General features: G+C 59.5%; 20 protein-coding genes. 12 read left to right on the plus strand and 8 right to left on the minus strand.

Annotated features, from left to right (window positions below; all coding sequences use genetic code 11):
• Positions 1-9: 9 nt before the first annotated feature.
• From AC1UK9_RS06375 to recX, 7 genes are all read left to right on the plus strand, one after another.
• Positions 10-1,167 carry a glycine-rich domain-containing protein gene (locus AC1UK9_RS06375; protein ID WP_482579717.1) on the plus strand — a complete coding sequence of 386 codons (1,158 nt, stop codon included), beginning with the start codon at positions 10-12 and terminating at the stop codon, positions 1,165-1,167.
• Complete coding sequence (locus AC1UK9_RS06380) at positions 1,167-1,421, plus strand: hypothetical protein (RefSeq protein WP_025110825.1); 255 nt, start codon at positions 1,167-1,169, stop codon at positions 1,419-1,421. The genes AC1UK9_RS06375 and AC1UK9_RS06380 overlap by 1 nt, the downstream gene beginning before the upstream one ends.
• A 33-nt stretch (positions 1,422-1,454) precedes the next feature.
• Positions 1,455-2,021, plus strand: a complete 567-nt coding sequence (locus AC1UK9_RS06385; RefSeq protein WP_025110824.1) for a glycoside hydrolase family 19 protein — start codon at positions 1,455-1,457, stop codon at positions 2,019-2,021.
• Positions 2,000-2,518, plus strand: a complete 519-nt coding sequence (locus tag AC1UK9_RS06390) for a lysis system i-spanin subunit Rz (RefSeq protein WP_482579718.1) — start codon at positions 2,000-2,002, stop codon at positions 2,516-2,518. Before AC1UK9_RS06385 ends, AC1UK9_RS06390 begins: the two co-directional genes overlap by 22 nt.
• 67 nt (positions 2,519-2,585) lie before the next feature.
• Positions 2,586-3,086, plus strand: coding sequence for a CinA family protein (locus AC1UK9_RS06395; protein WP_025110822.1), 501 nt, complete (start codon positions 2,586-2,588; stop codon positions 3,084-3,086).
• A gap of 83 nt (positions 3,087-3,169) precedes the next feature.
• Positions 3,170-4,228 carry a recombinase RecA gene (gene recA, locus AC1UK9_RS06400; RefSeq protein ID WP_003222269.1) on the plus strand — a complete coding sequence of 353 codons (1,059 nt, stop codon included), beginning with the start codon at positions 3,170-3,172 and terminating at the stop codon, positions 4,226-4,228.
• 8 nt (positions 4,229-4,236) lie between these two features.
• Positions 4,237-4,707: a recombination regulator RecX gene (gene recX / locus AC1UK9_RS06405; protein WP_473014645.1), complete on the plus strand. Its 471-nt coding sequence runs from the start codon at positions 4,237-4,239 to the stop codon at positions 4,705-4,707.
• Between the two features lie 55 nt (positions 4,708-4,762).
• Here recX and AC1UK9_RS06410 read toward each other — a convergent pair whose 3' ends face one another.
• A complete protein-coding gene (locus tag AC1UK9_RS06410) occupies positions 4,763-5,881 on the minus strand; it encodes an LOG family protein (RefSeq protein WP_473014646.1) in 1,119 nt (372 codons plus the stop codon).
• A gap of 351 nt (positions 5,882-6,232) precedes the next feature.
• On the opposite strand from AC1UK9_RS06410, the gene AC1UK9_RS06415 reads away from it, so the two are divergent.
• Positions 6,233-6,427: a hypothetical protein gene (locus AC1UK9_RS06415; RefSeq protein WP_007964369.1), complete on the plus strand. Its 195-nt coding sequence runs from the start codon at positions 6,233-6,235 to the stop codon at positions 6,425-6,427.
• On the opposite strand, the gene AC1UK9_RS06420 is transcribed toward AC1UK9_RS06415, so the two are convergent.
• Positions 6,428-6,853, minus strand: coding sequence for a PA3611 family quorum-sensing-regulated virulence factor (locus tag AC1UK9_RS06420; protein WP_025110818.1), 426 nt, complete (start codon positions 6,851-6,853; stop codon positions 6,428-6,430).
• 186 nt (positions 6,854-7,039) lie between these two features.
• Here AC1UK9_RS06420 and AC1UK9_RS06425 point away from each other — a divergent pair, with 186 nt between their 5' ends.
• The 3 genes from AC1UK9_RS06425 (at position 7,040) to AC1UK9_RS06435 (ending at position 9,100) form a co-directional block, all read left to right on the plus strand.
• Entirely contained in the window at positions 7,040-7,789 is a 750-nt protein-coding gene (locus tag AC1UK9_RS06425) for a tRNA-uridine aminocarboxypropyltransferase (protein ID WP_482579719.1), read from the plus strand.
• A gap of 223 nt (positions 7,790-8,012) precedes the next feature.
• The gene (gene erdR / locus AC1UK9_RS06430; protein WP_025110816.1) at positions 8,013-8,663 is read left to right on the plus strand and encodes a response regulator transcription factor ErdR; all 651 of its coding nucleotides are present in this window, start codon (positions 8,013-8,015) and stop codon (positions 8,661-8,663) included.
• Between the two features lie 74 nt (positions 8,664-8,737).
• A complete protein-coding gene (locus AC1UK9_RS06435; protein WP_025110815.1) occupies positions 8,738-9,100 on the plus strand; it encodes a diacylglycerol kinase in 363 nt (120 codons plus the stop codon).
• Here AC1UK9_RS06435 and AC1UK9_RS06440 read toward each other — a convergent pair.
• The gene (locus AC1UK9_RS06440) at positions 9,097-10,023 is read right to left on the minus strand and encodes a LysR family transcriptional regulator (RefSeq protein WP_025110814.1); all 927 of its coding nucleotides are present in this window, start codon (positions 10,021-10,023) and stop codon (positions 9,097-9,099) included. The two genes, AC1UK9_RS06435 and AC1UK9_RS06440, sit on opposite strands and share 4 nt — an antisense overlap.
• A gap of 133 nt (positions 10,024-10,156) precedes the next feature.
• Between AC1UK9_RS06440 and fpr the strand changes: the two genes are divergently transcribed.
• Positions 10,157-10,936 carry a ferredoxin-NADP reductase gene (gene fpr / locus AC1UK9_RS06445; RefSeq protein ID WP_007908723.1) on the plus strand — a complete coding sequence of 260 codons (780 nt, stop codon included), beginning with the start codon at positions 10,157-10,159 and terminating at the stop codon, positions 10,934-10,936.
• Positions 10,937-11,104: 168 nt separating this feature from the next.
• Here fpr and tsaA read toward each other — a convergent pair whose 3' ends face one another.
• The 5 genes from tsaA to rimO form a co-directional block, all read right to left on the minus strand.
• A complete protein-coding gene (gene tsaA, locus AC1UK9_RS06450; protein ID WP_482579720.1) occupies positions 11,105-11,803 on the minus strand; it encodes a tRNA (N6-threonylcarbamoyladenosine(37)-N6)-methyltransferase TrmO in 699 nt (232 codons plus the stop codon).
• A gap of 184 nt (positions 11,804-11,987) precedes the next feature.
• Positions 11,988-12,455, minus strand: a complete 468-nt coding sequence (locus AC1UK9_RS06455; RefSeq protein WP_025110812.1) for a YehS family protein — start codon at positions 12,453-12,455, stop codon at positions 11,988-11,990.
• 74 nt (positions 12,456-12,529) lie between these two features.
• Positions 12,530-13,240, minus strand: coding sequence for an rRNA pseudouridine synthase (locus AC1UK9_RS06460; RefSeq protein WP_482579721.1), 711 nt, complete (start codon positions 13,238-13,240; stop codon positions 12,530-12,532).
• 103 nt (positions 13,241-13,343) lie between these two features.
• On the minus strand, positions 13,344-13,817 hold the full coding sequence (locus AC1UK9_RS06465; protein WP_025110810.1) for a GNAT family N-acetyltransferase: 474 nt from the start codon (positions 13,815-13,817) through the stop codon (positions 13,344-13,346).
• Between the two features lie 219 nt (positions 13,818-14,036).
• Complete coding sequence (gene rimO, locus AC1UK9_RS06470) at positions 14,037-15,374, minus strand: 30S ribosomal protein S12 methylthiotransferase RimO (protein WP_025110809.1); 1,338 nt, start codon at positions 15,372-15,374, stop codon at positions 14,037-14,039.
• Positions 15,375-15,520: the final 146 nt, after the last annotated feature.

Raw genomic sequence — 15,520 nt, forward strand, 5'->3', positions numbered from 1 at the left:
GAAGTTGAAATGGATTACCCAAAAAGTGTTCCCAGCGTCGGGCTGGTGAATGGCAAGTTCGTCAATGAAGATGTTGTTGCTGGGTTGCCGGGATCGTTGATCCCGGCAACTTGGGGCAATAGTGTTACCGATGAGCTGTTGAATGTCGTCAGGTCCGCTGGTTTCGAACCGAGTGAAGACGATACAACTCAACTTCTACAAGCCGTTAAAAAACTCAGTCAGGCAGGTGAAGATAAACATGCCGCAGATATCGGCGCAGCCAATCTTTACATGGCCAACTATGTGCCTGCCATCTCAACGCTAAAGGATGGATTGGCATTGCGCTTTACTGCCGGTAATGCCAATAACGGAGCCAGTACCTTCGCACCGAACGGGTTGTTGCCCAAGCCGCTTTTGAGTCTGGGACTGAGTGCGTTGCGGCCTGCCGAGATTGTTGGTGGCAGCGTGTGTTCGGTGGTGTACAGCGCCGCACTGGACAGTTGGGTGCTGGTGTATGCGAGCGGCGGCAATGCTGCGAGTGGCCGGCTGCTTGAGGTGAAAACATTTACCGCATCTGGAACCTATGTGCCAACGGTCGGGATGAAAAATGTGCTGGTCAAGGTGGTGGGCGGTGGTGGTGGCAGCGCAGGCGTTGGCGCAACCAGCGGCACTCAATATGGCGTTTGTGGTGGCGGCTCTTCCGGGAGTTATGCGCAGGCATGGCTGGATGCGAAGACGCTTGGCAGCAGCCAAATTATCACCGTCGGTGCCGCAGGGGCGGCAGGCGCTCCTGCGAGCGATGGAGGAACCGGTGGGACGAGCTCGTTTGGCGCCTTCGTGACGGCTCCGGGAGGCGGGGGATCGCGGTGGATCGAGCTGGTTGCACCGAACGGTAATGGCCTTTACGCAGGCGGTTCACCAGGTGTTGTCGCTTCTGGAGGAAATATCGTCAATTTTGCTGGTACTTCCGGTTCCCCCGGGATCTCGATAGCCGGGCCTACGCTCGCCGGACATGGCGCCAGTTCGCCTTTGGGGGCGGGGGGAACAGGGAACAGCTTTGGTGGCCCTGCCAGCATCGGATCCGGATACGGTTCTGGTGGCGGCGGAGTCGCCAATGCTCCAAACCAACCCGGACGGTCAGGCTCAGCCGGTGCCCCCGGTGCAGTGATCGTCTACGAGTACGCCTGATGAAAACCTACGCACGCATCGTCAATAACACGGTGGTCGAGTTGTTCTCCACCGAAGGCAATATGGCCGAGATGTTTCACCCGGACCTGCTCTGGGTCGATATCACCGACATTACCCCGACACCGCAAATCGATTGGACAGCCAACTTCGGTACCCTCGGCTGGGTATTCGTATCAACTGAGGAAAAGGTCCCTGACAGCACCCTGACAACTCTGGCAAAAAAATGGCTGGGGGGCGTTGTCCGCCAACCATGATTCAATCGCAACATCCAGGGAGGATTACGCATTATGCAAATAACTGAAGACAACCTTAAAACCATCATGCCCAACGCCCGCAGCCAAGCGGGCGTTTTTGTTTCTGCGCTCAACAGCGCCATGGCCAGCCATCGCATCGACACCCCCAAACGTGTCGCTGCGTTTCTCGCGCAAATCGGCCACGAGTCGGGCCAGTTGCAATACGTGCGCGAGTTGGGCAACAACCAATACCTGAGCAAATACGACACCGGCACGCTGGCGCTTCGATTGGGCAACACGCCCGAGGCGGACGGCGACGGCCAGAAGTACCGTGGTCGCGGGCTGATCCAGATCACCGGTCGCAGCAACTATCGTCAATGCAGCCTCGGCCTGTTCGGCGATGAACGTTTGCTGTCCCTGCCCGAATTACTTGAGCAGCCGCAATGGGCGGCGGAGTCCGCCGCATGGTTCTGGGAGCTGAACGGCTTGAACGAACTGGCTGATCGCGACCAGTTCAACAGCATCACCCGCCGAATCAACGGCGGGTTGAATGGCCTGCAGGATCGCCTCGACATCTGGGCGCGGGCGAGGGCGGTGCTATGTCCATCTCCTGGCGCGTAATCGGCGTTCTGTCGTTGGCTCTGATCGCGGCCGCGTTGGCCTGGCACGCTCAGGACTGGCGCTATGGCCGTCAACTGGCCGAGCAGGCGCGACGGCATGCCGACACCCTCAATCAACTGACCTCGGCCGCTGCCACCGCGCAGCAGGTCGAGCAGGACAAGCGTCTGGCCCTCGAGCAACGCCTCGCCGCCAGTGAGCAAACCCACTATCGAGCCATGAGCGATGCCCAACGTGATCAGGATCGCCTGCGCGATCGTCTTGCCACTGCTGATCTGCGCCTGTCAGTCCTCATCGACGCAGGCGACGCTGCCCAAGGCTGCGGGGTGCCAGCCACCACCGGCCCCGGCGGCGTGGATCATGCAACCGTACGCGCCCGACTTGACCCGGCGCATGCTCAACGAATTATCGCCATCACCGACACCGGCGACCGTGGACTGATCGCCCTGCAGGCGTGTCAGGCCTATGTCCGAGCGCAGGCGCCCGAACATTTTGAATGAGTCTGTGTATTGAAAGCGCAACCGGGTCGTGTACGGTGAAGGTCTTCCACCCGATCCGGAGCACACCGTGAAAGAGATCACCCAACTGGCCGCCGACCTTGGCCGACGTCTGCAATTGCTCAATGCCCACGTCACCACCGCCGAATCCTGCACCGGTGGCGGGATTGCTGAAGCGATCACGCGGATTCCGGGGAGTTCGGCCTGGTTCGAAGCCGGTTACGTGACCTACTCCAACCGCCAGAAAACCCAGCAACTGAATGTCCCCGCCGAACTGTTCGGCACAGTGGGGGCGGTCAGTCGCGAGGTGGTCGAGTCGATGGTGCGTGGCGCGCAGAAGAACAGCCTGGCGCGGTTTGCCGTGGCGGTCAGCGGCGTGGCCGGGCCTGACGGCGGTACACCGAACAAACCGGTGGGCACCGTGTGGCTGGCCTGGGGTGTGGGCGATGTGGTTTCCAGCGAGGTCCAGCACTTCCCCGGCGGTCGCGACGAAGTCCGCCGACAAACGGTGAAGGCCGCGCTAGAGGGGCTGTTGCGACTAGCGGCACGAGAAATCGAAAATCAGGGGTAGGCGATCCGCGAACGCTGTGGAATAATACTGGCTACTTATACAGGTGTTGGCCGTCAGGCCTTATTGATTACGTGAGGACTTTAATGGACGACAACAAGAAGAAAGCCTTGGCTGCGGCCCTGGGTCAGATCGAACGTCAATTCGGCAAGGGTGCCGTAATGCGTATGGGCGATCAGGACCGTCAGGCGATCCCGGCCATTTCCACTGGCTCTCTGGGTCTGGACATCGCACTCGGCATTGGCGGTCTGCCAAAAGGTCGTATCGTTGAAATCTACGGTCCTGAATCTTCCGGTAAAACCACACTGACGCTGTCCGTGATCGCTCAGGCTCAGAAAGCCGGCGCGACCTGCGCATTCGTCGACGCCGAACACGCCCTCGACCCTGAGTACGCCGGCAAACTGGGCGTCAATGTCGACGACCTGCTGGTTTCCCAGCCGGACACCGGCGAGCAGGCACTGGAAATCACTGACATGCTGGTGCGCTCCAACGCCGTAGACGTGATCATCGTCGACTCCGTGGCCGCACTGGTACCGAAGGCTGAAATCGAAGGCGAAATGGGTGACATGCACGTTGGCCTGCAAGCCCGTCTGATGTCCCAGGCGCTGCGTAAAATCACCGGTAACATCAAGAACGCCAACTGCCTGGTGATCTTCATCAACCAGATCCGCATGAAGATCGGCGTGATGTTCGGCAGCCCGGAAACCACCACCGGTGGTAACGCGCTGAAGTTCTACGCTTCGGTCCGTCTCGACATCCGCCGTACCGGCGCGGTGAAGGAAGGCGACGAAGTGGTTGGCAGCGAAACCCGCGTCAAGGTCGTGAAGAACAAGGTGGCTTCGCCGTTCCGTCAGGCCGAGTTCCAGATCCTTTACGGCAAAGGCATCTACCTCAATGGCGAGATGATCGACCTGGGTGTGCTGCACGGTTTCGTCGAGAAATCCGGCGCCTGGTATGCCTATGAAGGCACCAAGATCGGTCAGGGCAAGGCCAACTCGGCCAAGTTTCTGGCAGACAATCCGGAAGTCGCTGCCAAGCTTGAGAAGCAACTGCGTGACAAACTGCTGTCGCCAGCAGTGATCGCCGACTCCAAGGCTTCTGCGGTCAAAGAGACCGAAGATGACCTGGCTGACGCTGATATCTGATAACAGCGATGACCACCGCCGTACTCGATACCCTCGTCGCGGTGCGGCGAACCGCCATGGACCTGCTCGCTCGACGCGAGCATGGTCGAGTCGAACTGACGCGCAAACTGCGTCAGCGCGGCGCTGAGGCGCAGATGATCGAAACAGCCCTCGACCGTTTGACGGAAGAAGGGCTGCTTTCCGAAGCCCGTTACCTTGAAAGCTTTGTCTCCTACCGTGCCCGTTCCGGCTACGGCCCTTTGCGGATTCGTGAAGAGCTCGGCCAGCGCGGTCTGCAGCGCGCCGACATTGAACTCGCCTTGCGCGAAAGCGGTATCGATTGGCAGGGACAGCTTCGGGATACGTGGCAGCGAAAATTCTCCGGGCAGTTGCCCATTGATGCCAAGGAGCGGGCCAGGCAAGGCCGATTCCTCGCGTATCGGGGCTTCTCGATGGAGATGATCAACCGCTTGTTCAGCGGCAAAGAGATGGACGATTAAGACGCTTCAACAAAAACGGCCCGCTATGAAAATAGCGGGCCGTTTTTTTTTGCCTTCAAATGACCTTCGAGGGCTCACGTGCACGTTGTGCCGTCTGTGGTTTGGTGTGTGCCCAGTTTTCCGGGAGGTTGATGTAATCCACCAGTTCCCTGAGTCGACCATGATCCCGGGCATTGAACGCGAAGGCCAACCGCACCAGATGGCTGTACTGCGCTTCGTCGTGCTCCTCGCCACTGTAGGCGTGCTGATGGAACTGGTCGCTGAGGCATAGATCGGCGAAAGCCTCCTGCATATGCTCCAGTGCCTGGTCGCTGAGCTTGTGATGCATGCGGATCACGAACTGACGCTTGAGCCAACGACTGGAGTGGAAGTTGCTGTAGAACTGATTGATCTGTTCCACCGCCTCATCGACGCTGTAGACCAGCCGCATCAGCTTCAGGTCGGTGGGCAGGATGTAGCGATTGTCTTCGAGTTGCTGGCGAATGAAGTCCAGTGCGCCTTGCCAGAACGTTCCGCCGGGCGTGTCCAGCAACACCACCGGCACCAATGGGCTTTTTCCGGTCTGGATCAGTGTCAGCACCTCCAGCGCCTCGTCCAGGGTTCCGAACCCGCCAGGGCAGAGCACGAGTGCATCGGCCTCCTTGACGAAGAACAGTTTGCGGGTGAAGAAGAAATGGAACGGCAGCAGGTTGCTGGTGCCGTCCACGGTCGGGTTGGCATGTTGCTCGAAGGGCAGGGTGATATTGAACCCGAGGCTGTGATCGCGACCGGCGCCTTCGTGTGCGGCGGCCATGATCCCGCCACCGGCTCCGGTGATGACCATCATGTCCGAGCGTGTCAGGGCTGCGCCGAGTTCCCGGGCCATTGCATACAGCGGATGTTCGACCGGCGTGCGCGCCGAGCCGAACACGGTGACTTTGCGTCGTCCCTTGAATTGTTCCAGCACCCGGAACGCCTGCTCCAGTTCGCGCAGGGCCTGCAGGGTGATCTTGGCGTTCCAGCGGTTGTGATCTTCCTGGGCCATGCGCAGCACGGTCAGGATCATGTCGCGATAAATCGGCAGGTTCGGGCTGTTGGGGGAAACCTGGTTGAGTTGTTCTTCGACCTTGCTGATGAGGTCGGGGCCGCTTTCCTGAAAATGACGGCTGAGCAGGTCATTCGGTTGGTAAGGCATTCAACGTCTCCTTCTGCACAGAGCTTGTGGCCCTGACGTGCGGCGTCAGTGCCGCGCTGCAAATAACTCACTCGGCAGCTCCTTTTTCTGCCGTGAACAGGTGATCGGGAATACTTTTAATCTAGACCCTCGCGAGCCATTGCGCTGAGTTGATCATTACGCCACGAAGTCTTTTCTGGCAACCGTTGCTTGTCGATTGGCAAAGGAAGCTCACCGCTCGTCCGAACGTACGCCGTAGAGCAATCGCTCTGATTTACTAACTTACAGGCACCGTACGACAGCTTTAAGTCAGCAACCGTACGCAAGGTGCGCGCTTTTCAAGGATTCGTGGGTGGCAAGGAGGCGGGATAGATGGCCAGAGTGGTTCTGGAGATCGATACGCAGCTGTATCGGATGCTTAAAGCGTCAGCCGAGACCAATCAAGTGAGTCTCGAAGAGGAGTGCTGCCGTCGGTTGGCAGGGGGAGAGCGACGCTCTCGCTACTTGCAGGCCCTGGTGGCCGAATTGCGCGCCGAAGATGAACAGCGGCGCGCCAACACCGGATGATTACTTCTTCTTCGCCGGAGCCGCTTTCGGGCAATCGGAATCCTGATAGCTGGCCGAGCCGATGGCCTTGTTGGTTTTGTATTCACTGAAGTCGTAACGCATGATCGCGCCCTTGGCCATCAGCTTGCGGTACGACGGGTTACTGCACACCGAAGCACCCAGCTGGAAATACACGGCCTTTGGATCAGCGCGCATCTTTTCGGCGTGACTTGCCTGCACGCTCAGGTGGTTGATCAGGGTAACGCCCTCAACGGTGTAGCCCTGATCGAGAATGTCTTCGTTGATCGCCCGTGGTGTGCCGACGCTGCTTTGTTCGGCGATGTTGCGCAGTTCTTTGTTCAGATTCTGCTCTTTCAGGGACGCCGCTTGAGCGCTGAAGGACAAAGCCAGTGCGATGGCCGCGGTAGGAACGATAAGGCGCAGCATGAAACTCTCCTGATTCAGTGACTGGTGGTTCGACCAGCCCCGTGGCTGTGCGTTCAGTGGCGCCGGATTATAGGGGAGCCGGTCGGGAGGGTACAGGTTTGCGCTCGCTGCTCTGTTAAACTGCCGGCCTTTATTGCCTTGCCGAGTGCTGTGCGTGTCGAGTTTCCCTGCTGTGGGGCGTTGCCCGTGACCCATCATGCCCCCAACGCTGTAGCCCGCCTGCGCGATCAGCGCGAGGACGAGGGTATCAAGCCGATTCAGGCCCGTGGTTTTCGCTCCGAGCGTTGCCGCGACTGCCGGGTGATCATCAGCCATTGCCTGTGCGCCTGGCGACCGACGGTCGAAACCCGTTCGGGCGTGTGCCTGATCATGACCGGCAAGGAAGTGTTCAAACCAAGCAACACCGGCTGGCTGATTGCCGATGTGGTGCGCGACAACCACGCGTTCATCTGGTCGCGCACCGAACCTGATCCGCAGATGCTGGCGCTGCTCAACGACCCGCAATGGCAGCCATATCTGGTGTTTCCCGGTGAATACGTCGAGCCGTCACGGGTGACCAACACGGTCGCTGCCGATAGCAGCAAGCGTCCGTTGTTCATCCTGCTGGATGCGACCTGGACCGAGGCGCGCAAAATCTTCCGCAAGAGTCCGTATTTCGACCGCTTGCCGATTCTCAGCCTGTTGCCTGACAAACTCTCGCGCTATCGCCTGCGCCGTTCTACCCGCAGCGAGCACCTGTGCACCGCCGAAGTCGCAGCGTTGTGCCTGGAGCTGGCGGGGGACAGCGATGCCGCTTCGGCACTGGACGCTTATTTCGATGTGTTCAGCCAGCATTATCTGGGCGCCAAACAACAGCTGGACCTCAATGAGTCGACCCCGGCCCACGCCGAGTTGTTGCCTTATATACGAAAGCCGCAAGCGGTGTTGGCCCCATAGTGGCCCATACTGCACACCGCGGCGGCCGTGCTGCTTGACCACCCCGGCTTCGCTGGGCATGCTTGGCGCCGATTAGGGCGCGGCCAAGGTTTGAAACGCCGTGTTTGCAAGTGATTGGCGTTGAACGTGCCCCTGTGGATACCGCTGTGTGGCGGTATCTTGAGTTGCTTTGGTGAGGCCTGAATGCGTCGGGTCTGCCATCAAAAACAGGATCATTTGAAAAATGGCCACATACGACATCCTGATTGCCGATGATCACCCTCTATTTCGTAGCGCACTGCATCAAGCGGTGACGCTGGGCCTTGGCCCGGATGTACGACTGGTGGAGGTGGCGAGCATCGCCGAACTGGAAGCGCGCCTGACCGAAAAGGCTGACTGGGATCTGGTTCTGCTGGACTTGAACATGCCAGGCGCTTTCGGGTTTTCCGGGTTGGTCATGCTGCGCGGGCAGTACCCGCAGATCCCGGTGGTGATGGTCTCGGCCCAGGAAGAAGCCTCGGTCATGGTCAAGTCCCGGGAGTTCGGCGCCAGTGGCTTCATTCCCAAGTCCAGTGACCTGAGCGTGATTCAGGACGCGGTGCGCAAAGTGCTCGATGGCGATGTGTTCTGGCCACCGCAGGCGTTCGAAGCTGTCAGTGTCTCCGACGAGGCCAAAGCCGCCAGTGATGGCCTGGCCAGCCTTACCCCCCAACAGTTCCGCGTATTGACCATGGTCTGTGAGGGCTTGCTGAACAAGCAGATTGCCTATGAGCTGAGCGTGTCCGAGGCGACCATCAAGGCCCACGTCACGGCGATCTTTCGAAAGCTGAATGTGCGTACCCGGACACAAGCGGCATTACTCCTGCAACAACTTGAGTCAATTCCGAGCCAATAATGGCTGGCGTCTTCACGCTTTTTTGACTTTTGTTGATCTAGCTTTCCCACTCCTTTTTGGTTGGTTTTTACTTTATGTCACCTTTCAAGGGCCAGACCGGCCTGAAACGCATCCTCAACGCTTCCGGTTACTCGCTGGACGGCCTGCGCGCAGCCTTTACCGGCGAAGCCGCGTTCCGCCAACTGGTGCTGCTTAATGTGGTGCTGATTCCGCTGACGTTCTTCCTCAATGTCAGTCGCGTCGAACGAGCCGTGCTCATTGCAGTCTGCCTGTTGGCGCTGATCGTCGAGTTGCTGAACTCGGCAGTAGAAGCCGCGATCGACCGCATCTCCCTGGAACTGCACCCACTGTCCAAGAACGCCAAGGACATGGGCAGCGCTGCGCAATTCGTGGCCCTGAGCATGATCGCCCTGGTGTGGGCGGTGATTCTGCTTTAAGCGATACTCGGCAACACGATCTCGTCGCTGCGCTGTACCCCGGCGGTGAAAGCGCGGCACAGATCGAGGAATTCACGCATGGCCGAGGTCTGGTATTTCTGCTTGTGCCAGATGAAGTAGAACTGCCGGGACAGATCCAGGTCCGGCGTTTCCACCGCCACCAGGCTGCCACGCCGAAACGCATCGCGCAGTGCCAGCCGCGAAATGCAGCCAATCCCCAGTCCCGACTCCACCGCGCGCTTGATCGCTTCGGTGTGTTCCAGTTCCAGACGGATATTCAGCGCACTGCGATGGTGCCGCATGGCTTGGTCGAAGGTCAGCCGCGTGCCAGAGCCTTGCTCACGCAGAATCCATGCCTCGTGGGTCAACTCTTCCATGGTCGCACTGCCGCGTTTGGCCAGCGGATGTTGTGGCGCACAGAACACTACCAGCTCATCCTCGACCCAGCTCTGCACTTCGATGTCCGGATGGCTGCAATCGCCTTCGATCAGACCCAGATCAATTTCGTAGTGGGCGACCTGGTGCACGATATTGGCCGTGTTCTGTACGTGCAGTTTCACCTGACTTTCCGGGTGGCGCTGCATGAAACCGCCGATCAACAGGGTCGCCAGGTAATTGCCGATGGTCAGAGTGGCGCCCACCGACAGCGAGCCGAAACCGGATTTGCCATTGAGCAGGTCTTCGATTTCCTTGGACTGATCGAGCAGGGCCACCGCTTGCGGCAACAGTTGCTTGCCGAGAGCATTAAGGCTCAGGCGCTTGCCGGCACGGTCGAACAGCTGGCAGCTGGACTGGCGCTCCAGTTCGGTGATTGAGGTGCTGGCCGCCGATTGCGAGAGGTTGAGCAGACCCGCAGCACGGGATACGCTTTCCTGCTGGGCGACGGCGACGAAGACTTGCAGTTGACGAAGAGTAAATCGCATATCGATATAACCGATAACCCTTATCTTAATAATCCAGTTAACAGATATTGTCGTCGCTATTAGAATGCGATGCAATTGCGCACTCTCGGCCGTCAAGGCGAGCGCAGACCCAATATCCAGGAGTCCCACGTACATGAGCAACATGAACCACGAGCGTGTCCTCAGTGTTCACCACTGGAACGACACTCTGTTCAGCTTCAAGTGCACCCGCGATCCGGGCCTGCGCTTCGAGAACGGTCAGTTCGTGATGATCGGCCTGCAGCAGCCCAACGGCCGCCCGCTTATGCGCGCTTACTCGATTGCCAGCCCGAACTGGGAAGAGCATCTCGAGTTCTTCAGCATCAAGGTGCAGGACGGTCCGCTGACCTCGCAACTGCAGCACCTGAAGGAAGGCGACGAGATCATCATCTCGAAGAAACCTACCGGCACCCTGGTGCTGGACGACCTGAACCCGGGCAAGCATCTGTACCTGCTGAGCACCGGCACCGGTCTGGCGCCGTTCATGAGCGTGATCCAGGACCCGGAAACCTACGAGCGCTTTGAAAAAGTGATCCTGGTCCACGGTGTGCGTTACGTCAACGAAGTCGCCTACCGCGAATTCATCACCGAGCACCTGCCGCAGAACGAGTTCTTCGGCGAAGCGCTGCGTGACAAGCTGATCTACTACCCGACCGTGACCCGTGAGCCGTTCGAGAACCAGGGTCGTCTGACCGACCTGATGCGCAGCGGCAAGCTGTTCAGCGACATCGGTCTGCCACCGATCAACCCGCAGGACGACCGCGCGATGATCTGCGGCAGCCCGAGCATGCTCGACGAGACCAGCGAAGTGCTCGACAGCTTCGGCCTGAAGATCTCGGCGCGTATGCGCGAACCGGGTGATTACCTGATCGAGCGTGCGTTCGTCGAGAAGTAAAACGAAATACCTGTGGGAGCGAGCCTGCTCGCGAAGGCATTGTGTCATTCAATGCACATGTGAATGACAGACCGCTTTCGTGAGCAGGCCCGCTCCCACATTGATTTGTATTGCATTAAAAAGCCCGCGTTGCCTGAGAAGGCAACGCGGGCTTTTTCGTTTGCGGGTTTACGCCGTCGCGGCAATCACTTCCAGCACGCGAATCTGCTCGGGCGTCGGGTAATGCCAGCGTACATCCAGGTCCCAGAACTGCGCGCCGTATTCACGCTCCGGTGCCGGCGTCTGATACGCCGGGCGCGGATCCTGTGCCAGGCACTGCTCGATCAACTCGACCAAAGGCTCGCCAAGGCGCTGTGCATGTCTGTGCGCTTGTTGCAGCGCGACGTCCGTCCACTGCACGTCAATCAGCTGTGGCGCGGCACTGGCGATGCTGTTGGCGGCGTCAGGGATGATGTCGGCGTAAGGGACATAGGGTTTGATGTCGAGAATCGGCGTGCCGTCGAGCAAGTCGATACCCGAGATGAACAGCCGGCTGGCCTCGACTTTATCCAGTTTTACCACCGACTGGCCGATGCCATTGGGGCGGTGAGTGGCGCGGGTGGCGAACACGCCCATCGACTTGTTGCCGCCCAGGCGCGGTGGCCGCACTTTCAGCCGTGGTTTATCTTCCAGCGCCTGATGAAACAGAAACAGCAGCCAGACATGGCTGACCTGCTCCAGACCTTGCACGGCATCACCCTGATCGAACGGCGCCACCAGTTCCAGCACGCCACGGGCGGCGGGGGCCAGTTGTGGCTGGCGCGGGATGGCGAACTTCTCCTTGAAGCAGGAGCGCACGAAGCCGATGGGGGAGACGCTGTAAGTCATGATCTGGAATCGAGGCGGGAGCGGGGTGGGGATGATAACCCGGAGGGCTTGAAGTGCGGTTGGCTGTTAGTCGGCCTTCGCGAGCAGGCTCGCTCCCTCAGAGGGTTGGTGATGTACACAAAGCCCTTGTGGGAGCGAGCCTGCTCGCGAAAGCCGCAGCGCTGGTCTGAAGCCGGAACCGTGATCAGCCGCGAACGCGCAGGGTCAGGCCCTTGAGGAAGTTGCGCAGCAACTGGTCGCCGCACGGGCGATAGTTGGTGTGGCCGACCTTGCGGAACAGCGCGCTCAGCTCAGGCTTGGACACCGGGAACTCGGCAGCCTTGAGGATGGCGTGCATGTCGTCTTCTTTCAGTTCGAAGGCCACGCGCAGCTTTTTCAGGATGATGTTATTGGTCACCGGGACTTCGATCGGTTGTGGCGGACGGCTTTCGTCCTTGCCGCGCTTGAAGACCACCAGGCCGTCGAGGAAGTGCGCGATCACTTCGTCCGGGCAGCGTACGAAGCCTTCTTCGTCTTCTTCTTTCTTGTCGAGCCAGATCACCACGTCAGCGAGCGCTACGTCCATGCCGCCGAGTTTGATGATCTCGACAACTTTCTTGTCGCTGATGTCGAGCATGTAGCGCACGCTGCGCAGTACGTCGTTATGAACCATGTGGGCAATCCTGATATTTCGTTGTGGGCAGCGCGCAGGGCGCGATGCCGGAATGTGTGGCGGCAGGGGAAGTCTTAGAACTTCTCTTTGCCGGACAGGTAGCGCCATTGGCCGACCGGGACTTTGCCGATCGACACGCCGCCGATGCGGATGCGGCGAATACCGATCACCTTCAAGCCGACCGCTTCGCAAAACTGCGCGATGATTCCCGGTTGCGGGTTTTTCATGGCGAAGCGCAGGCGGTTTTCGTTCTGCCAACTGGCCTTGACCGGCGGCAGCTCCTTGCCCTTGTGGGTGAGGCCGTGTTGCAGGCGATTCAGGCCATGGGCAACCATGTCACCTTCGACCTCGACCACGTATTCCTGCTCGATCTTGGCGGCGTCGGCGGTGAGCTTGCGCAGGATTTTCCAGTCCTGGGTGAACACCAGCAGGCCGCTGGCCTTGGCCTGCAGGTCGGCACTGGCGGTCAGGCGCAGGAAGTGCCCGCGCAACGGACGTTTGCCGTAGCGGTGTTCTTCGCTGAGGGTCTCGGCGCTGAGCGATTGCATGGCGCTGTCGACGTCCATGCCGGCCGGCGCGTTGAGCAGGATGGTCACCGGCTCTGGCGCGGTGGCCTTGGCGTCCTTGTCGAGCTCGACTTTCTGGTCGCCGACCTTGAACTGCGGTTCGTCGATCACTTTGCCGTCCACGGTGACCCAGCCGCCCTCGATGAACAGCTCGGCCTCCCGGCGGGAGCAACCGACCAGTTCGATGAGGCGTTTGGAGAGGCGAATCGGGTCAGTCATGACAGGGCCGTAACAAAAAAGGGGTGGGCATTGTACCTGCCTGGCGCCGGTTAAGCCCGGTTCCATTTTGGCGTATGGCTTTTTGTAGGCCTTCTGTGGTGTGTCAGCCGTGTTGTGAGCGTTGTTGGTTTTGGCGCAAACGCATGTGCAGCAGCGGATATGGCTGGCCCATGCCGTCGACTTCCGAGCGGCCGATCACTTCGAAGCCCTGCTTGAAGTAGAAGCCCAAGGCTTGTGGGTTCTGCTCGTTGACGTCGAGTTCATCGGCGTTCAAATGCTGCATGGCGTAATTCAGCAGTTTTTTACCCAAACCCTGGCCACGATGCTCGGGGTCAATGAACAGCATTTCAATCTTGCCCGCCGCCACGCCGGCGAATCCGGTGATGCGCTGCTGAGCGTCCCTGGTGCAGATCAACATCACTGCATCCAGATAACGCGTGAGCACCAGATTGCGCAGCAGCTCGATGTAGCTGTCCGGCAGAAAATCATGGGTGGCGCGAACCGAGGCCTCCCAGACCCGGGTCAGTTCCTGATAATCGCTGAGTTTCGGTGTGTGGATGACCGAATGGTGACGCATGCCCGTCTGCCTCTTGTGCGTTTCAAGGGAGTCCGTCCCCCGCTAAACGATAGCTGTAAAAAAGCCCCGCATCTCATAAAAAGAGCGGGGCTTTTGAATTCAGCGCTGTCTCTTTGTGGGAGCGGGCTTGCTCGCGAAAGCGTCATATCAGTCGACAACGTTAGTGACTGATCCGCCGCATTCGCGAGCAAGCCCGCTCCCACAGGTACTGCGTGATGCTTAGATCTGTTCAGCCCACAGGTCGTATTCGTCAGCGTCAGTCACCTTGCACCAGACCTTGTCACCCGGCTTGAGGTTGCTGCCGTTGTCGATGAACACGTTGCCGTCGATTTCCGGGGCATCGAAGAAGCAGCGGCCGACCGCGCCCTGTTCGTCGACTTCGTCCACCAGCACTTCGATCTCGCGGCCGATGCGCATCTGCAGGCGGGCCGAGCTGATGGCCTGCTGGTGCGCCATGAAGCGCTCCCAACGATCCTGCTTGACGTCGTCCGGTACCACTTCCAGGTCCAGATCATTGGCTGGCGCGCCTTCAACCGGCGAGTACTGGAAGCAGCCGACGCGGTCGAGCTGGGCTTCGGTCAGCCAGTTGAGCAGGTACTGGAAGTCTTCTTCGGTTTCGCCCGGGAAGCCGACGATGAAGGTCGAACGGATGATCAGGTCCGGGCAGATTTCGCGCCAGTTCTTGATCCGTGCCAGGGTCTTGTCTTCGAACGCCGGGCGTTTCATCGACTTCAGCACTTTCGGGCTGGCGTGCTGGAACGGGATGTCCAGGTACGGCAGGATCTTGCCGGCGGCCATCAGCGGGATCAGTTCGTCAACGTGCGGGTACGGATAAACGTAGTGCAGACGGACCCAGACACCGAGGGTGCTCAGCGCTTCGCAGAGCTCGGTCATGCGGGTTTTCACCGGCGCGCCGTTCCAGAAGCCGGTGCGGTATTTGACGTCGACGCCGTAGGCGCTGGTGTCCTGGGAAATCACCAACAGTTCCTTCACGCCGGATTTGACCAGGCGCTGGGCTTCGTCGAGCACATCACCGACCGGACGGCTGACCAGTTTGCCGCGCATCGACGGGATGATGCAGAAGGAGCAGCTGTGGTTGCAGCCTTCGGAAATCTTCAGGTACGCGTAGTGGCGTGGAGTCAGCTTGATGCCTTGCGGCGGCACCAGGTCGATCAGCGGGTTGTGATCCTGGCGTGGCGGCACGACTTCGTGCACGGCGTTGACCACTTGCTCGTACTGCTGCGGACCGGTCACGGCCAGCACGCTCGGGTGCACGTCGCGGATGTTGCCTTCTTCCACGCCCATGCAACCGGTGACGATGACCTTGCCGTTTTCCTTGATCGCTTCGCCGATCACTTCCAGCGACTCAGCCTTGGCCGAATCGATGAAACCGCAGGTGTTGACAACTACAACGTCGGCGTCCTGATAGGTGGACACCACGTCATAGCCTTCCATGCGCAGCTGGGTCAGGATGCGCTCGGAGTCGACCAGTGCTTTCGGGCAACCCAGAGATACAAAGCCAACCTTTGGATTGGCCGGCGCAGGAGTGGTGGACATGTCTAACCTCGGTATTTTGTGACATCGCTTTCTTGGTGCGAAAGCCGACGGATGGGCGCTTAGGGCGCGCCTCTGATCAAAAAGTGCGCAATTCTAGCGGCGAGCAACGCACTTGACCAGCTTTATGCAGGGAAATACGACGAGTG

This window comes from Pseudomonas sp. AK-TSAG1-1 (genome assembly GCF_056821665.1).

Excerpts from the sequence above, each read along its gene's own strand:
- rimO (WP_025110809.1), bottom strand. The coding sequence starts at position 15,374 with ATGTCCACCACTCCTGCGCCGGCCAATCCAAAGGTTGGCTTTGTATCT.
- AC1UK9_RS06440 (WP_025110814.1), bottom strand. The coding sequence starts at position 10,023 with ATGCGATTTACTCTTCGTCAACTGCAAGTCTTCGTCGCCGTCGCCCAG.
- AC1UK9_RS06415 (WP_007964369.1), top strand. The coding sequence starts at position 6,233 with ATGGCCAGAGTGGTTCTGGAGATCGATACGCAGCTGTATCGGATGCTT.
- recA (WP_003222269.1), top strand. The coding sequence starts at position 3,170 with ATGGACGACAACAAGAAGAAAGCCTTGGCTGCGGCCCTGGGTCAGATC.
- fpr (WP_007908723.1), top strand. The coding sequence starts at position 10,157 with ATGAGCAACATGAACCACGAGCGTGTCCTCAGTGTTCACCACTGGAAC.
- AC1UK9_RS06455 (WP_025110812.1), bottom strand. The coding sequence starts at position 12,455 with ATGGTTCATAACGACGTACTGCGCAGCGTGCGCTACATGCTCGACATC.
- AC1UK9_RS06390 (WP_482579718.1), top strand. The coding sequence starts at position 2,000 with ATGTCCATCTCCTGGCGCGTAATCGGCGTTCTGTCGTTGGCTCTGATC.
- AC1UK9_RS06465 (WP_025110810.1), bottom strand. The coding sequence starts at position 13,817 with ATGCGTCACCATTCGGTCATCCACACACCGAAACTCAGCGATTATCAG.
- erdR (WP_025110816.1), top strand. The coding sequence starts at position 8,013 with ATGGCCACATACGACATCCTGATTGCCGATGATCACCCTCTATTTCGT.
- AC1UK9_RS06375 (WP_482579717.1), top strand. The coding sequence starts at position 10 with ATGGATTACCCAAAAAGTGTTCCCAGCGTCGGGCTGGTGAATGGCAAG.
- AC1UK9_RS06380 (WP_025110825.1), top strand. The coding sequence starts at position 1,167 with ATGAAAACCTACGCACGCATCGTCAATAACACGGTGGTCGAGTTGTTC.
- AC1UK9_RS06410 (WP_473014646.1), bottom strand. The coding sequence starts at position 5,881 with ATGCCTTACCAACCGAATGACCTGCTCAGCCGTCATTTTCAGGAAAGC.
- AC1UK9_RS06435 (WP_025110815.1), top strand. The coding sequence starts at position 8,738 with ATGTCACCTTTCAAGGGCCAGACCGGCCTGAAACGCATCCTCAACGCT.
- AC1UK9_RS06460 (WP_482579721.1), bottom strand. The coding sequence starts at position 13,240 with ATGACTGACCCGATTCGCCTCTCCAAACGCCTCATCGAACTGGTCGGT.
- AC1UK9_RS06420 (WP_025110818.1), bottom strand. The coding sequence starts at position 6,853 with ATGCTGCGCCTTATCGTTCCTACCGCGGCCATCGCACTGGCTTTGTCC.
- AC1UK9_RS06385 (WP_025110824.1), top strand. The coding sequence starts at position 1,455 with ATGCAAATAACTGAAGACAACCTTAAAACCATCATGCCCAACGCCCGC.
- tsaA (WP_482579720.1), bottom strand. The coding sequence starts at position 11,803 with ATGACTTACAGCGTCTCCCCCATCGGCTTCGTGCGCTCCTGCTTCAAG.
- recX (WP_473014645.1), top strand. The coding sequence starts at position 4,237 with ATGACCACCGCCGTACTCGATACCCTCGTCGCGGTGCGGCGAACCGCC.